Below are 16,018 nucleotides of genomic sequence, written 5' to 3'. Positions count from 1 at the left end.
CTATTTTCCATTCCGATCGTGGGTCGAACTACACGTCGGGAGTCTTTGGTGAGAAGCTGAAGCGGATGGGTATGCGGCAGTCTGTGGGCCGGACCGGGGCGTGTTGGGATAATGCGATGGCCGAGTCGTTCTTCTCCGTTCTGAAGAACGAATGGCTCAGCCGGTTCACGTTCAGTACGCGAGATAAGGCCCGCCGTCAGGTTGTCCGTTACATCGAAGGGTTCTATAATCGCAAGCGTCTACATTCGGGACTCGGATATCAGACTCCCCAAGAAGTCGAAGACCAGTACCTGACCCGGCACTCCGCAGCGTAGGTCAGACCACCAGACGCTGTCCGGAATCTCCGAGGCCCCTCAGGGCATCGACGCCAACACCACCACGGCCGCCCTCAAGGCCATCATCTCCGCGGTGAATCGCGCTTCCCGCTGACCGGGTAAATTCCACGCCCGGCCCCGCAATGATCTGCGAGGCCGTCGCTCGGCACGCGCCCACAAGGCCACGCCCTGATCGCTCGACCGCGGCCCGTGATCAATGGGAGGCGCGGTCGAGTCGTTTGTGGGTTTTATGTGCCGGGAGTGCAGTCGTACAGGGCGCCGTAGCGTTTCTGGGCGATGCGCATGAGCTCGGTCATGTCCTTGATCGCATCCCTGCCTTTGGCGACCTGGGGCAGGTAGATGTCGATCAGTCGCTCTTTACTGCCGCAGCGGAACTTCGCGCTTACTCGGTACGGCTGGTCGGCGAACGGGGCACTCTGCACGAATGCGGCCAAGCCATCACCAAGGTCCTTGGGAAGCGTGACTCCGCCGTGCCTGGTGTAGACCGAACGCCTGTCGTCCATGAGAAAGTCCAAATGCTCTCGCGACATCCCGGGACCCTCCTGCATCCACCACACTCTGAGAGGCCGAGGGGTCGTATCAGAAGTCCTGCAGTCGCCATCTTTCTCGGTGCCGTTGGTTCTCTCGACGAGAGGTCCGGTCGCACCACTGACGAGGCGAAATGCCTGCTCTGGGAGGAACTTACAGACGTACGGTGCGGAATCCACGACCGGCTGTGGAACTGGGGCCGGCGTGGAGATGGTCTGCTTGTCTGGGGTACAGGCTGCGGTGAGCAACACGAGAGTGGTCAGAGCAACGTGTAGGCGAGAACATCTCATTTGCCACCTCCGGAGGAGGAGGGGATCTGAAGGCCGAGATAGTCATCCACCTCGCTGGTCCGGCGGAAGGTGCCGTTGAAACGATCCAGCAGGTCGTTACTTCCTCCCACTACGCGAGTCCACTCAAGGAACTCGCTGTATTCCTGTGGAGTCATCTCGGTGAAGGGCTTGAGTGTTGGTGGATTTCCGCTCACGAATGTCTGCTTGTGCAGGTTCAGTCCGTCAAGCAGGCCCTTGTCCAACATGGCTGTGGCAAGCATCTGCTCCGCGAGCCTCTCCACTGCTAGCCGATTGTCCGCCAGCGTCTGGTGCGTTTCGTCCAATCCTCGCTTTTGTTCGAACATCCGCTGAGCGACCTGTCTGGCCATCTCGTCATATGCGGCTCCGGCGAGCTTGTCGTATCCCTTTCCGAGCATTTCGCCGAAGGCGCCGGTGGCCAGTTGGCCCATCTGCTTGGCTCCCGGGACGGGGAGTAGCCCCAGCGCGTTGCCCACCATGTTCTTCAGCGCCTCGTCCGCCTTCTTGTCGTCCAGCCCTTGAGCGATCAGCACCTGGCGGCGGATCTCCACGATGTGGCCAAATGGACGCGCCTCCGCCACCGTCCGGTCCGTCAGGAATTGCTTAATGTCGGCCTTGTCGACCCGTCCATCCTCGTCGAAGTCGAACTCCTTGACGTCGGCCTTCGTGAAACCGAGCCGCTCGGCGTTGGCGGCGTTGAGCCCGACCGGAGGCACGGTCCCGAACGCCTCCCGCATGTGTTCGGTCTGCGCTCGAATCAGTGCCTCGAACGCGCGATCGTCAGCGGTGGCCAGCGCCAGCGCGTAGGACATCTCCTTGGCCGCGACCTGGCCGAAGGTCGCATGGTTCAGGAGGAGCCGGGAGACCTGGTCGATGTTGGCGGCGATCGCGCGGCCCAGGGCATAGCGCAGGGGGGCGTGACGATCGAATATGTCTCTGTTCTTGATCTCCAGGTTGCCGCTGTCGGCCTTGCCGAAGGCGCCCCGCACCTCGTCAGCGAGGGCCTTCGTCATTTCGGCGGCCAACTTCTTGGAGGTCGCGTCCTGGCCGGTCGTCGCGGTCACCAGCATGTCACTGATGGGCTTGTAGTCGTTCAGATAACGGGAAGCACCCCACCGAGTCGTCAGCAAATAATCCAGCACGGACTCCTTCCACCCAGCCGGGGTGTGGTCCAGGAGGGCGTGGGACGCCTCCCGGCTGAACTTCGCCGCATGGAAAAGGTCCTCCACCACCGATGATTGGCTCTTCACACCTGGACCGCCCATCTGCGCTCCCGGTCGCAGCATGGTGCCGAGGCCCAGCGCGCCGGCCAGGTCGACTATGGGGAGCTGAACGCCCCCGAACCTACCGCCCAGCGGATCCTTGCTCGCCGCCCATTCGCTCTTGCGCTGCTCGTTCTCGTAGACGATGACGTCGCGCCCGACGACCTCCATGAACTCCTTCGAAAACGGCGGCTTCCCGTCATGGGCCCGCCAGATGAGCGCCTGCGCCTGGTAACCCGAGTACTTCGTGCCACCACCCTTGTGCTCGGCCCGCCCCTCCTTCACCAGCTCCGTGAGGAAGTCATCGCCCATGTACGCGGGATTCTTCGGGTCGGTTCCCTTGGACAGAGCCGTGCTCAGCATGCCCAGCACCTTTTTGCCGTGGCTGGAGAGCTGGGCCATGCGAGCGGAGTCCCCACGAGCCCTGGCGTCGCGCAACTGCATGGCGAGCGAGCCTGGCACCCGCGTCACACCCCGGGGACCCAGCGCGGCGAGGAACGCCTTGACGAACTCCGGGTCCCCGATCCGTGACACGTACTTCTCCAGCTCGGCCCCAGCCTTGGCTGCATCTCCGTCCGCGGCCTTCACCGCGGCACGAGCCGCCAGTGTCCCGTCCAACAGCCCCTTGGCCGCATCCAGGCTGTCAGGCATCTCCAGGAAGCTCCCGGCAGGCGTGCTCCTGCCGAAGGTGACCTTCTGCCGTTGCAACTCGTGGACGAGCTTCTGCCGCCGCCGCAGATCTTCGGCCTGTGTGGTGACCCTCCCGGCCAGTTGCCGCAGCCGCGCCGCCGGAGCGGTGTCGAGCCCGGCCCCCTGCAGTTCACCGTGCAGAGCCTGCGCCAGCTCCTCCAGCCGCCTCGCACTCTCGGTGTGCTTGCTCGCCATCGTGTCGAACTCGGGCTGTTTGACCCCGGTGAACTCCGTCATGGCTTGTCCGGGAGCGACGCCAGCTTCTGGTTCGCGCTGTGGACGGCCTCCCTGAGCATGTCCCGCAGCTCCCGCTGGTCGGCGTGAACCTGAGCGTCGAACCGGCCACCCGCCGGCCCCACCCACGTGTCGTTCTCCATCAGGCGGCAGGACGGATCAAGCGCCCACCAGTGCTCGTCCGACAGCCGCTGGATCCGCTCCGCGACGGCCCGCATCGCCTGGCGGTCGAGGTCGGCCAAGATGATCCCCTCGTACGGCTCGCTGCACCAGAACAGATCAGGAGGCGGCGTCTCCCACGTCGTTCACACCGTAATCAACATCACGTCAACAGAACAAGCTTAAACGCAGTGAAAGGTATAGCACGTTCGAGGTTTGTTCGAGAATGAGGTGTTTTGCCTGATAGGCGCATACGGAGTCGATCTTCCGCCAAGCTTGCCGGGGAATAGTCGACTGCGACCCGCGGATCTTTTTCCCTCGACGGAAAATGAAATCGGCAGCGGTGATTGAACATCAACTGAAACAGAAGATCCCTGCCACCACGAGGCAGGCCGCGGCAGAGAGCGCAACTGAGCGCGGGCTACGTGCTCGAATACCGCCCAGGCCTACCGATTGCGGTGGTGGTGATGATGGTCAAGCGGACATCCGTCAACGCCGACGACGTCATCGAGCGGGCCAAGTGACAGGCCAAGGGAAGTGGGGGTACGCCGGATGGCTTGGGGACTCCCGAACGACGGTCAGCAGAGCCGCTGGCCGTGCCGGTGGGTGTCCGGTATGGGTTAGTCGAACTCGCCGGCTTTTACGCCGCCGATGAAGGCGTTCCATTCGCCTGGAGTAAAGACCAGTGCAGGTCCGGTAGGGTTCTTGCTGTCGCGGACGCCTCGGCGTCCACCGGACAGCTCCGCAACCTCGACGCAGTTGCCGCCGTCAGGTCCCGATCGGGTGGATTTGCGCCACGTGGCTGTGTTGAGTTCTCGGGTCAGCTCGTCCATTGCTGCAGCGTCTCCTTGATCAGATCTAGGGATTCGCGTTGGGGCAGTGCGTCGGAGCGAATCGCCTCATATCGATATGTTAGGACGCTTACGTCCTCCGGTCGCTCTGTTACTCGGCTCATGATCCCAGCGGATTCGACATAGGCCGTGTCGAATACCCCATGAGCTTGCGCGATGGCGAATCCGCCGGCAAGACCGGTGGTGGAGTAGGCATTGAGACGGAGGACTTGGATCGTGATCCGGGGAGCTTGGGCCGCTTCGATGAGGCGGGCAAGCTGCGCGGACATTACGGCGGGGCTGCCGATAGGGCGATGGAGGACAGCCTCATCGATCACGATCCACAACAACGGTGGTTTGGGCCGCCTGAGGATGCTCTGGCGTTCCATACGAGCGATCACATGCTCCTCGACCTGTTCAGAAGTCGCGCCGACATCGCCGCTCAGCACGGCCCTGGCATAGTCCTCGGTCTGAAGCAGGCCGGGCACCACCAGCGGCTCCCAAGTCCGGATCGCCTCCGCCGTGGCCTCCACGTCGAGCCAAGGCCGGAACCACGGCGGGGCCGACGCATGGCTGACCATCGGCCAGAGCCGCATCAGCGCCCCCTCCGCTTCCAGCGCCTCGTCGCACAGGCGGGCGAACTCCTCCGTCGGTGACCGCCTGGCCGTCTCGATCATGCTGATCGTCCCGACGGAGTACGACACCGCCTTCGACAGACGGAGCTGGGACCAGCCTCGGGCTTTGCGGTGTCGCCGCAACTCGAAGCCGAAGAGCGCCGTCGGCGAGTCGGCGGGGCAAAGCTCGCTTTCCCTCGGCACCTGACCTCCTGGGGGATCGCCACCGTTTCAACGAAGGTTTCAGCGGAACGGTTGATGCCATGTCGAAGTCAACTGACTACAGAGTGTAGCCAAATCTTGAGAGGGTGGACAAGGCAGATCGAGATCGGCTTCTTCAGGAAGGTGAAGTGATGAAAGCGAGCGTCGAGCCGAAGGTCGTCGGGTCGATCGATCTGGCGGCCATTCGCGAGTCCGTCTCGCGCGCACGCGCCGAAGTGCGCAGATGGCTGGGAGACGACCACCCCTCCGTCGAGGATGCCGCACTGGCCGCGTCCGAACTCCTGACGAACGCCCTCTGCCACTCCAATGCCAGGCCGTATGACCTCATCGGCCTCACCGTCGCCGTCACCGACGGAGTGATCTACGTGGAGGTACGCGACCCCGGTTCCACGTTCTCCGCGCCCTACCTCCGGCAGGAGCCGGAGGCCGAGACCGGTCGTGGGCTCCTGATCATCAGTAAGATCTCCCAGGACTGGGGGGTTCGAGAGCACGGCCGAGGGCTTGGCCGTACCGTCTGGTGCGCCATCCGGGCAGTCCCGCCTTCCCCTGGCCCGTCCGCTGCTCGTGGACCTCGAAGACCGTCTGCGCCGCGCGCTCACACAGTTCGTCGCGGTGCCTCCTGAGGCTGATCCAGCGATGATCGCCCTCAGGATGGGCCGATAGGGGAACGGACAGCTGCTCAGATTCCGCACGGCGAACGTGCGGTCACTATGTGACGAGCAAGAGCCGTTCTTCGTCGTCCCTGAGCATGAGCCAACGCGGCTTCGATGGTCGCGAGACACACAGCCCCCTACTGGGTAGGGTGCAGGTATGGCACAAAAGTTCTCCATGAGCCTCCCCGACGACGTGTACGACCTCGTCAAGGAGATGGCCGAGCAGGAAGGCACCACCGTATCCGGTTACCTCGCCGGCCTCGCGAAGGAGCGTGCTGACGCCGACCGGACGTCCCGCGAACGACTCGCCCGGCTGACCTCGAAGGATCGCGCCGCTGACCCCGACGCCTACGATCAGCGCCGCGAGGAGATCCGCCAGCGCATGCACGCCGCGAAAGCCGCAGCCGCCGTAAAGAAGATCAACGCCACGTGATCGCTGGATACGTCGCGGACCTCACGGCGGTGCTGCGGGTCCTGTCCGACAACGAGCAGGGCAGCGACGCCCGCCACGCCCTGGAAGTGCTCACTCAGGAGGGCGACGCCCTCCTGCTCCCCGTCACCACTCTCGCCCAGGCCGCAATCCTCGGGGACCCGGACCCCGCTCAGATCATGTGGCTGTTCGGGTTCCGGTCCTGCGTGATCGAGGACCTGACCAGACAGGAGGTCTTCCGGGTCGTCCGGCATGCCCGGCATGCGCCCCGCCCGCTCGATGTGCCCCTGCATCAGGCCCACACCGCCTACCTCGCCATGGATCGGGGCTGGCCGGTCCTTACGGGAGACGCCGCGAGCTGGGAGGGGTACGGTCACCTGGAGTTCTTTCAGGTCTAGTGGCCGATAGCGTTCGATGGTGGACACCCGCCCGCCGGCAGGGCGGCCCCCGAGCGGGGCACGCGCGTTATAGGTATGAATTCACGGTATCCGGTGACACAGAATGGATTTCGTGACCGCACGCCTGCGCATCGCCCCAGAGCTGAGGATGTTCCTGCCCGTGAGCCGCCGCCAGGAATGGCAGGAGGTGACGCCGGACGGCACCTCGACGCTGGGTCACCACGTCGAGTCGATCGGCATCCCGCTGACCGAGGTGGGACCGATGACCGTGAACGGCCGCGGCGTCGCGCCCGCCTACCAGCCGGCGGACGGCGATGTGGTGGAGGTGCGGCCGATGCCCCGGCCGCAGCAGTTGCCCGAGGAGCCGCGCTTCCTGCTGGACGTGCACCTGGGCACGCTGGCCCGGCGGCTGCGGCTGCTCGGCATCGACGCCGCGTACCACAACGACATGGACGACCCCGCCCTCGTGGTGCAGGCCAACGAGGAGCGCCGGGTGCTGCTCACCCAGGACCGCGGGCTGCTGCGCCGCCGCGCGCTGTGGCTGGGCGCGTACGTACGCGGCTCCAGCCCCACCGACCAGCTCCGCGACCTCCTCGAACGCTTCTCCCCACCGCTGCGCCCGTGGACGCGGTGCACGGCATGCAACGGCCGGCTGGAGCCGGTGGCCAAGCAGGAGGTGGCGCCTCTCCTGGAGGCGGGCACGAGGCGCAACTACGACGCGTACGGCCGATGCCTGGAGTGCGGCCAGGTCTACTGGCACGGTGCGCACAGCGACCGGCTGGAGGAAATCGTGCAGTCGGCACGTGCATGGACCAATAGCGCACATTAACGACTGTTCGCGCAAATAGGTAAGGGGACTTTCCTCATGAGCTCCTTCTAGAATGCACTTCGAGTTGATCTCCAAACGGCCACCTACCTGCACCTTCACCACCCATATCACCATTAGGTAGTTACCGTCACAAATCGTCTATCCGGGTGTATGCTGGGGCCGCCCAACGGGCACTTCAGAACAACTCTCACATTCGGCGTTAGCGCACTCCGGCGGTAACGCCATCTTGGCGTACCTAAAATCAGCAAGTATGGCATGATTCGCTGCACTTCACCGCACCAGGCCCCCAATACCGCTATTTTCCTCATATCGCATGCTTTGCCGTCTCCAGCCCGGCAATTCACCCAGAGGAGGATTTGCAGAATATGTCGGACAAATCGACGCCCGCCAACGACGCCGGGCTCGCCCCGGCTGGACGTTGGCACAGGTGGAAGAAGGCGACCGCCGTCATTGGCACGGCCACGGCACTGGTCGGCCTCACCAGCGCCGTGGTGTCCTTCACCCGGGTCAGCACCGGGGGCGACTCCCCCGCCATCATCATCACCGCACCAGAGACGGGAGCCGGCGCGACCGCGTCAGCCTGTCCCATGGTCCGAGGCACGGCCAAGGTAGCCGAGGGAATGGCCTTGATGGTCGCGGTACGCCGGACGACCGGCATGCCGCGGGCCAAGACGCAGTTCTACCGCGTCGACACCGTCCGCCCTACCGGGCAATGGAATGTGACGGTCTCCCTCGAAGCGAACAATCCCAAGACGGCGGGCCAGTGGTATTCGATCACGGCTTTCACCATGTCGTCCGCGTGGGCGGATTTCCTGGAAAGAGTGGACGGCACCGCGGACGGCGCGCTGATGGTCGCGTCCACGATGCCGCCCCATGAAGGCGAGACACCTTCCATCGATGTTCAGCGGGAAGCCGGTCAGGGCTTCTGCTGAGTGCGCTGCTGATTGCCTGGTCAGTGGCTCCATCACCGCCCAGGCAAACAGCGGCAGTGGAGAGAATAAACCATTACTACGTATAACTCTTCTTCTACGCGCGTTGTGACCGGGTGGCTTTTTCGTTACCTCTGACTAGCCCTCCGCCGAACACAGGTCGAAGAAGCGTCGGCGCTGTCGAACCTGGGCGCCTTGACCGCGACGCGCTCGCCGCCGAACCCGCACGCCTCGTGCACCACACCCCGGCCACCCGCGCCCAGCCGTCCGGACCACCAGTACTCGCCGAGCCGGTGCGGTCTGCGGGAGTGAACGGAGCCATCAGGTGTGCCATTCTGATCAACATCTCCCCCGTGAAAGAAGGTTGCATGGAATTTCGCATCATGGGGCCGCTCGAGGTGTGCGACGACGACGGCCAGGATCGGACGCCGACCGTGCCGAAGCACCGCGACCTGCTGGCGATGTTCCTCATGAACGCGGGACGGCCGCTGACCGTGGAAAGGCTGCGCAAGCTGCTGTGGCCGCGCGAGGACGGCGACCGGTCCGACTCCCTGATCCGGGGCTACGTGGGCCAGCTGCGCCGCCTGATCGGCCAGGACGTGATCACGACCGTGTCCGGCTCGTACGTCCTGAGTCTGGGCAATGCCGGGCTGGACGTCGACCGGTTCCGGCTGCTGGTGGACCGGGGAGCGTACGAGGAGGCCCTGGCCCTGTGGCGGGGCGAGGTCCTGGCGGACGTGGACCCCGAGGGCGAGCGCTGGGTGGAGACGCGGCGGTTACGCGAGGAGCTGGAGGAGCTGCGGCTGCTGGCCCTGGAGCGCAGGGTGCAGGCCGACCTGGACGCGGGCCGGCACCGGGAGCTGCTGGCGGAGCTGAAGCGGCTGACCAAGCAGCACCCGATGTGGCAGCGCTTCCGCGGCCAGTACATGCTGGCGCTCTACCGCAGCGGCCGCCGGGTGGACGCGCTGGCCGCGTACGCGGTGCTGCGCGACCAGCTCGACGGCGGCCACGCGATCGAGCCGGACCCGGAGCTGCAGCTGCTCTACCACCGCATGCTGCACGACGACGTGTCGTTGCACGTGTCGGCCGGGCCGCCGGTGCTGCTGCCGCCCGACGTGGCCGACTTCACCGGCCGGGCGGACCTGCTGGACAAGGTGATCGGCGGCCTGGTCGTGGTGCACGGCCAGGCGGGGGCGGGCAAGTCGGCGCTGGCCGTGCACGCGGCCTGGCGGTGGCGCGAGCGCTTCCCCGACGGCATCCTGTACGCCGACCTGCGCGAGACCACGGCCCCCGCGGCGGTGCTGGAGGACTTCCTGCGCTGGCTGGGCTGCCCGGCCCAGGCGATCCCGGCCTCGCTGGAGCAGCGCGAAAGGCTGTTCCGCACCTACGCCGCCAACCGCCGGCTGCTGGTGGTGCTGGACAACGCGGCCGGCGAGGCCCAGGTGCGGCCGCTGCTGAGCTCGTGCCCGACGGTCGTGACCAGCCGCTCCCCGCTCGGCGGCCTGACCGGCGCGCTGCGGCTGTCCGTGGGCGTGCTCGACGACGCCGACGCGCTGGAGCTGCTGATCAGGAGCTCGGGGCGGGCCGCGGATGACACCCTGCGCAGGCTTGCGCACTTCTGCGGCGGCCTGCCGATCGCGCTGCGCATCGCGGGCTCCCGGCTGGCGGCCCGCCCGGAGTGGACCGTCGACTACCTGGTGAGACTGCTGGAGGACGAGCACGAGCGGCTGGACCGGCTGCACGCGGGCGACCTGGCGGTGCGCAGCGTGTTCGCGATCGGGTTCGACGGGCTGCCCGAGGCGGCCAAGCTGACGCTGCGCGGGCTGGGCGCGCTGTCGGCGCCGGACTTCGCGGACTGGGTGACCGAGCGGCTGGGCGGGCAGGCGGAGGCGCTGGTGGACGCCGGGCTGCTGGAGACGCACGGCGTGGACGTGGCCGGCCAAATCCGCTACCGGCTGCACGACCTGACCCGGCTGTTCGCCCGCGAGCAGCCGGTGCCCGGCGTGCTGGCGAGGCTGTCGGAGGTGGTGCTGGGCCGGGTGCGGGCCTCGCGGTTCTCGCTGGTGTCGGGCGATCCTGCCACCACCGTGGCGACCAGGGACATCAGGGAGTCCGTCGAGTGGCTGGCGGCCGAGCGGGCGTTCCTGGTCAGCCTGGTCGCCGACCTGCACGAGGCGGGGCTGGACGACGCGTGCTGGCGGCTGTCGCACCTGCTGGCCCCGTTCCTGGAACGGCACCGGTTCCTGGACGACTGGCGCACCGTGACGACGCCGGCCATGGCGTCGGCCAGGCGCGCCGAAGACGACCGGGGCCAGGCACTCGTCCTGCTGGACCAGGGCGACCTGCACCTGGCGGAGCGGGAGTGGGAGCGCGCGCACGAGACGCTGAGGCCGGCGCTCGGCATGTTCTTGCGCCAAGGCCGCCCCCGCGACGTCAACCACACCAGGCGCCGGCTCGGCCGCGTGTACCTGGAGCTGGGCCGGTTGGAGGAGGCGGAGCGGGCCCTGCTCACCTGCCTGGAGGGCGCGGAGAACCAGCGCGACGCCGGGGACGCCGAGCAGGTGCTCGGCGTCGTGCTGCGCCGCGCGGGCCGGCTCGACGAGGCCGCCGACCGGCTGCGGGCCGCCGTCGGGCATCTGGCCGAGCTGGGTGACCGGCACCGGCAGGCCGACACGCTGCTGGAGCTGTCCGCGGTACGGCTGGCGCAGGGCGCCAAACCGGACGCCAGGGCCGCCGCCGAGCAGGCCAGGGGCATCGCCGTACGCCTCGGCGACCGGCTGCTCGACGCGAACGCCCTGCTGGCGCTGGCCAGGGTCAACCGGGCCGAGGGCGCGGCCGGTCGCTCGCGTGAGCTGGCCACGGCGGCGCTGGAGGTCTTCGAGCAGACCGGCGACCGCCAGGGCGGCGCGAACGCCCGGGCGCTGCTGGCGAGCTGATTGCCGAGCACCGCTCGGAGCGCTTAGACCGCCAGCAGGCGGCGGACGTCCTCGCGGTGCAGTTCCTCGGCGTCGCCGGTGCGTACGACGTGCCCGGCGTCGAGGATGAGGAACTGGTCGGCCAGCCGCAGCGCGATGTCCAGATACTGCTCCACGAGCAGCACCGCCAGCCCCGCGGCGTGCAGCCGCTCGATGGCCGCCTCGATCTCGAGGATGATCGACGGCTGGATGCCCTCGGTCGGCTCGTCCAGGATGAGCATCCTGGGCCGGGTCACCAGGGCTCGGGCCATGGCGAGCTGCTGTTGCTGCCCGCCCGACAGGTGGCCGGCGCTGCGCTTGAGCATGGGCTTGAGCGCGGGGAAGACGTCCAGGGCCTCGTCGAGGGCCTCCTTGGGCTGCTTGGCGGCCTCCATGGTCACCAGCAGGTTGCCGAGGACGGACAGCTGGGGGAAGCACTGGTGGCCCTGAGGGACGTACCCCATGCCGAGCCGCACCCGCTCGTGGGGTTTGAGCCTGGTGACGTCGCGGCCGTCGAAGGTGACCGTGCCGGCGGTCGCGGGCAGCACGCCCATGACGGTGTTGAGCAGGGTGGTCTTGCCGACGCCGTTGCGGCCCATGACGCAGACGAGCCGGCCCGGCCCGACCTCCAGCGACACTCCGAAGAGGACGCGCGCCCTCCCGTACCCCGACTCAAGATCGCTCACCGACAGCAGCATCGCTGGGTCTCCTCCCCAGATAGACCTCCTGCACCCGCGGGTCGGCGCTGACCTGGTCGACCGACCCCTCCACAAGCACTTTGCCCTCGTGCAGCACGCTCACCTTGGAGGCGTGCCGCCGCAGGAACTCCATGTCGTGCTCCACCACGATCACCGTGTGGTCGTCGGCGATCTCGGTGAGCAACCGGCCGGTGCGCTCGCGTTCGTCGCTGGACATGCCGGCCACCGGCTCGTCCAGGAGCAGCAGCCGGGGCCGCTGCGCCAGCAGCATCCCGATCTCCAGCCACTGCCGCTGGCCGTGGGAGAGAACGCCGGCTGAACGCTCGGCGAGCTCTTCGAGCCCGGTCCTGGCGAGTGCCTCCGCGACGGCCTCGGAGACGCCCTTGCGGCGCCGGGCCAGAGACCACAGCGGCTTGCGGAAGCTGGCGGCCAGGTCGAGGTTCTCGACGACGGTGAGCTCCTCGAACACGACCGAGGTCTGGAACGTGCGTCCGACGCCGAGCCGGACGATCTGGTGCTCCTTCCTGCCCACGAGGTCGTAGCCGGCGAACCGCACGGCGCCGGAGACGGGCTTCGTCAGGCCTGTGATCACGTCGATGAGGGTGGTCTTGCCGGCGCCGTTGGGGCCGATGAGGAAGCGCAGCTCGCCCTCGGGCACGGTCAGGTCGACGCCGTCGAGCGCGCGGAAACCGTCGAACTCCACCCGTACGTCACGTAGCTCGAGCACTTCGCAACCTCCCGACTATGCTGTGCGCCATTCCGGCGATGCCCTTCGGTGCCAGGGTCATGACCAGGATGAACAGCGCGCCCTGCAGGTAGAGCCAGCCGTCGGCGAACTGCTCGCTGAAGGCGGTCTTGGCGTACCCCATGACCACGGCGCCGAGCACGGCTCCGGCCAGCGCGTGCCGCCCGCCCACCGCCACCGCGACGACGAGCTCCAGCGACGGCACCACGCCGAGCAGCGCGGGCGAGATGATGCCGACCACCGGCACGAACAGCGCGCCCGCCAGCCCCGCCATGCCCGCCGAGACGGCGAAGGTGACGGTCTTGACCATGGCCGGGTCGTAGCCGAGGAAGCGCACCCGGTCCTCGCCGTCCCGCACGGCGACGAGCAGGCGGCCGTACCGGCTGTTGACGAGCTGCCGGGTGGCCAGGTAGAGCATCCCGAGCACGGAGGCCACCACCAGGTACAGCCCGCGCTGCGTGGAGTCCTGGGCGAGGTCCTGGCCGAACAGCTCGAAGAAGTTCGTCATGCCGTTGGTGCCGCCGGTCAGCCCCTGCTGCCCGACGAGCAGGATGACCAGGGCCGCGGCCAGCGCCTGGGTGAGGATCGCGAAGTACGCCCCGCGCACCCGCTGCCGGAACACCAGCGTGCCCAGGATCAGCGCGAGCGCCACTGGCCCGAGCACGGCCATCCCCAGGGCGAAGACGGGGTTGGCGAACGGCGCCCACAGCGCGGGCAGCTGCTCGACCCCGCTCCACACCATGAAGTCCGGCAGCCCGCCGCCGCCGGCCTCGGTGAGCTTCAGGTACATCGCCATCGAGTAGCCGCCGAGCCCGAAGAACACGCCCTGGCCGAGCGTGAGCATGCCGCCCTTCCCCCACGCCAGCCCGATCCCGAGCGCGACGATGGCGTAGCACAGGTATTTGGCCAGCAGCCCGAGCCGGAATGGCTCCAGCAGCAGCGGTGCCGCGACCAGCGCCACCACGGCGATGGCGGCGAACGGCAGGTTCCGTTTGATCATGTGAGCACCCTCGACCTGAGCACGAACATCCCCTGGGGCCGCACCTGCAGGAACGCGATGATCACCGCGAACACGATCACCTTCGCCAGCGAGGCGTCCGACCAGAACTCGGCGTAGGAGTTCAGCAGCCCGAGCCCGATCGCCGCGAGCACCGCCCCGCGCAGTTGCCCGAGCCCGCCCGCGACCACGACGAGGAACGCGTCCACGATGTAGTACGTGCCGAGCGCGGGCCCGACGGGCCCGATGAGCGTCAGCGCCACCCCGGCCACGCCCGCGAGCCCGGACCCGATGAAGAACGTCAGCATGTCCACCCGCCCGGTGTCGATCCCGCTGGTGGCGGCGAGCTGCCGGTTCTGCACCACGGCCTGCGTGCGCCGTCCGAGCCCGGTCCTGTTGAGGTAGACCCAGATGGCGACCACGCCCGTAATCGCCAGCCCCATGATGAACAGCCGGTTGTACGGCAGGATGCCCACCCCGCCCGCCAGCCACGAGGGGGCGGGCACCTGCACGTTCGGCGCCCCGAACAGGTCGCGGGCGAGCTGCTGCAGCACCAGGCTCACGCCCCAGGTGAGCAGCAGCGTGTCCAGCGGCCGGCCGTAGAAGTGCCGGATGGTGGCCCGCTCCAGGATGAGCCCCATGATCCCGGCCACCAGGAACGCGACCGGCAGCGCCAGCACCATGTCCTGCAGCAGGAACGCGGTGTACGCGCCCGCCATGATGAACTCGCCGTGCGCCATGTTGATCACGCCCATCTGCCCGAACGTGAACGTCAGCCCGAGCGCGATGAGCAGCAGCACCGCCCCGATCGACAGCCCGATCGGCAGCTGGTTGACGAAGGCCGGCATCAGGAGGTCGCCAGGCCGGCCGCCCACGGGTAGCCCTTGAGGTACGGGTCCGGCTTGATCGGCTTGCCGGAGTCCCAGACCTGCTTGATCAGGCCGTCGGGCTGGATGATGCCGATGCGGGCGGTCTTGTACATGTGCTGGTTCTCGCCGTCGATGGTGACCAGGCCTTCAGGGCGTTCGAGCGCGATGCCGGGCGCGGCCTTCTTGACGGCCTCGACCTCGGTCGTGCCGGCCTTCTTGACCGCCTCGGCCCACAGGTAGACGGCGTTGTAGCCGGCCTCCATGGGGTCGGACGTGACCTTGCCGGCGCCGTACTTGGCCTTGAAGGCCTTCACGAAGGCGTCGTTGGCCGGGGTCTCGGTGGTCTGGTAGTAGTTCCAGGCGACCGGCTGGCCGACGATGTTGTCCACGCCGATGCCGGTGACCTCCTCCTCGGCGATGCTCACCGACAGGACCGGCATGCTCTCGGCGGTGGCGCCGGCGCTCTTGAGCTGCTTGAAGAAGGCCACGTTGCTGTCGCCGTTGAGGGTGTTGAACACCGCGTCCGGCTTGGCCTGCATGACCTTGTTCACGAGCGTGGAGTACTCGGTGTGGCCGAGCGGGGTGTACTCCTCGCCGAGGATCTCCATCCCGTTGGCGGCCGCGTACGCCTTGATGATCTTGTTGGCGGTACGCGGGAAGACGTAGTCGCTGCCGACCAGGAAGATCTTCTTCTTGCCCTGCTCCTTCAGGTAGTCCAGGCCGGGGATGATCTGCTGGTTGGTGGTGGCGCCGGTGTAGAAGATGTACGGCGAGCTCTCCAGGCCCTCGTACTGCACCGGATACCACAGCAGCGCCTTGTAACGCTCGAAGACCGGCAGCATGGCCTTCCTGCTGGCCGAGGTCCAGCCGCCGAAGACGGTGGCGACCTTGTCCTGCCTGATGAGCTTGGTGGCCTTCTCGGCGAACGTCGGCCAGTCGGAGGCACCGTCCTCGACCACGGGGACGAGCTTCTTGCCGAGCACGCCTCCGGCCTTGTTGATCTCCTCGATCGCCAGCAGCTCGGCGTCGCGCACGGTGACCTCGCTGATCGCCATGGTGCCGCTGAGGGAGTGGAGGAGGCCCACCTTGATCTCGTTGGACTCGGCGGCGGGCTGAGCATCGGATCCACAGGCCGCGAGGGTGAGGACGACGAGCGCGGAGACGATCGCGCGAGATATGCGCACAGCGGTTCCTTCCTGCCGAGCGTTCATGCGAGAAAGGTGACTCCGCGAAATTTCCCAGGAAGATCCCGGGCGTTAAGAGGTATTTGCCAAACCTTCACAAATGCACATAATTCGCTGTGCTGGCGTTCCTCGCAGGGCGAAACCAACACG

The 16,018-nt window shown here is 67.2% G+C and carries 17 protein-coding genes; 7 read left to right on the top strand and 10 right to left on the bottom strand.

The window, feature by feature from the left end; all coding sequences use genetic code 11:
* Positions 1-314: integrase core domain-containing protein (locus ACIBX3_RS49060; protein WP_397127599.1), on the top strand; the 314-nt coding region annotated here is incomplete at its 5' end.
* Positions 315-562: 248 nt separating this feature from the next.
* Here the strand turns inward: ACIBX3_RS49060 and ACIBX3_RS49055 are convergent.
* The 5 genes from ACIBX3_RS49055 to ACIBX3_RS49035 all read right to left on the bottom strand — a co-directional run bounded on the left by ACIBX3_RS49055 (position 563) and on the right by ACIBX3_RS49035 (position 5,164).
* Positions 563-838, bottom strand: coding sequence for a hypothetical protein (locus ACIBX3_RS49055; protein WP_397127598.1), 276 nt, complete (start codon positions 836-838; stop codon positions 563-565).
* Positions 839-1,149: 311 nt separating this feature from the next.
* Positions 1,150-3,360, bottom strand: coding sequence for a hypothetical protein (locus ACIBX3_RS49050; RefSeq protein WP_397127597.1), 2,211 nt, complete (start codon positions 3,358-3,360; stop codon positions 1,150-1,152).
* A complete protein-coding gene (locus ACIBX3_RS49045; RefSeq protein WP_397127596.1) occupies positions 3,357-3,599 on the bottom strand; it encodes a hypothetical protein in 243 nt (80 codons plus the stop codon). Before ACIBX3_RS49045 ends, ACIBX3_RS49050 begins: the two co-directional genes overlap by 4 nt.
* A gap of 537 nt (positions 3,600-4,136) precedes the next feature.
* Complete coding sequence (locus ACIBX3_RS49040) at positions 4,137-4,349, bottom strand: DUF397 domain-containing protein (RefSeq protein ID WP_397127595.1); 213 nt, start codon at positions 4,347-4,349, stop codon at positions 4,137-4,139.
* The gene (locus tag ACIBX3_RS49035; protein WP_397127594.1) at positions 4,337-5,164 is read right to left on the bottom strand and encodes a helix-turn-helix domain-containing protein; all 828 of its coding nucleotides are present in this window, start codon (positions 5,162-5,164) and stop codon (positions 4,337-4,339) included. Before ACIBX3_RS49035 ends, ACIBX3_RS49040 begins: the two co-directional genes overlap by 13 nt.
* A 149-nt stretch (positions 5,165-5,313) precedes the next feature.
* Here ACIBX3_RS49035 and ACIBX3_RS49030 point away from each other — a divergent pair, with 149 nt between their 5' ends.
* The 6 genes from ACIBX3_RS49030 (at position 5,314) to ACIBX3_RS49005 (ending at position 11,357) form a co-directional block, all read left to right on the top strand.
* Positions 5,314-5,805, top strand: a complete 492-nt coding sequence (locus tag ACIBX3_RS49030; protein WP_397127593.1) for an ATP-binding protein — start codon at positions 5,314-5,316, stop codon at positions 5,803-5,805.
* 187 nt (positions 5,806-5,992) lie between these two features.
* Positions 5,993-6,268 (top strand): hypothetical protein, encoded by a 276-nt coding sequence (locus ACIBX3_RS49025; protein ID WP_397127592.1) that lies wholly within the window; start codon positions 5,993-5,995, stop codon positions 6,266-6,268.
* Positions 6,265-6,663 carry a hypothetical protein gene (locus ACIBX3_RS49020; RefSeq protein ID WP_397127591.1) on the top strand — a complete coding sequence of 133 codons (399 nt, stop codon included), beginning with the start codon at positions 6,265-6,267 and terminating at the stop codon, positions 6,661-6,663. The genes ACIBX3_RS49025 and ACIBX3_RS49020 overlap by 4 nt, the downstream gene beginning before the upstream one ends.
* Before the next feature lie 103 nt (positions 6,664-6,766).
* Positions 6,767-7,492 carry a Mut7-C RNAse domain-containing protein gene (locus ACIBX3_RS49015; protein WP_397127590.1) on the top strand — a complete coding sequence of 242 codons (726 nt, stop codon included), beginning with the start codon at positions 6,767-6,769 and terminating at the stop codon, positions 7,490-7,492.
* A 365-nt stretch (positions 7,493-7,857) separates the two neighbouring features.
* Positions 7,858-8,424: a hypothetical protein gene (locus ACIBX3_RS49010; RefSeq protein WP_397127589.1), complete on the top strand. Its 567-nt coding sequence runs from the start codon at positions 7,858-7,860 to the stop codon at positions 8,422-8,424.
* A 365-nt stretch (positions 8,425-8,789) separates the two neighbouring features.
* Positions 8,790-11,357: a BTAD domain-containing putative transcriptional regulator gene (locus ACIBX3_RS49005; protein ID WP_397127588.1), complete on the top strand. Its 2,568-nt coding sequence runs from the start codon at positions 8,790-8,792 to the stop codon at positions 11,355-11,357.
* 23 nt (positions 11,358-11,380) lie between these two features.
* Here the strand turns inward: ACIBX3_RS49005 and urtE are convergent, their stop codons facing one another.
* The 5 genes from urtE to urtA are packed head-to-tail and all read right to left on the bottom strand — an operon-like array spanning position 11,381 to position 15,868.
* On the bottom strand, positions 11,381-12,073 hold the full coding sequence (urtE, locus tag ACIBX3_RS49000; protein WP_397127587.1) for an urea ABC transporter ATP-binding subunit UrtE: 693 nt from the start codon (positions 12,071-12,073) through the stop codon (positions 11,381-11,383).
* Complete coding sequence (gene urtD, locus ACIBX3_RS48995) at positions 12,048-12,800, bottom strand: urea ABC transporter ATP-binding protein UrtD (RefSeq protein ID WP_397127586.1); 753 nt, start codon at positions 12,798-12,800, stop codon at positions 12,048-12,050. Before urtD ends, urtE begins: the two co-directional genes overlap by 26 nt.
* Complete coding sequence (gene urtC / locus ACIBX3_RS48990) at positions 12,784-13,818, bottom strand: urea ABC transporter permease subunit UrtC (RefSeq protein WP_397127585.1); 1,035 nt, start codon at positions 13,816-13,818, stop codon at positions 12,784-12,786. The genes urtD and urtC overlap by 17 nt, the downstream gene beginning before the upstream one ends.
* Positions 13,815-14,663 (bottom strand): urea ABC transporter permease subunit UrtB, encoded by an 849-nt coding sequence (gene urtB, locus ACIBX3_RS48985; RefSeq protein WP_397127606.1) that lies wholly within the window; start codon positions 14,661-14,663, stop codon positions 13,815-13,817. Before urtB ends, urtC begins: the two co-directional genes overlap by 4 nt.
* Entirely contained in the window at positions 14,663-15,868 is a 1,206-nt protein-coding gene (gene urtA, locus ACIBX3_RS48980; protein WP_397127584.1) for an urea ABC transporter substrate-binding protein, read from the bottom strand. The genes urtB and urtA overlap by 1 nt, the downstream gene beginning before the upstream one ends.
* Positions 15,869-16,018: the final 150 nt, after the last annotated feature.

The organism is Nonomuraea sp. NPDC049480 (genome assembly GCF_044465905.1).
Taxonomy (GTDB): Bacteria; Actinomycetota; Actinomycetes; order Streptosporangiales; family Streptosporangiaceae; genus Nonomuraea.
The sequence above is the reverse complement of the archived record's forward strand: the minus strand, read 5'-3'. Positions and strand labels throughout refer to the sequence as shown.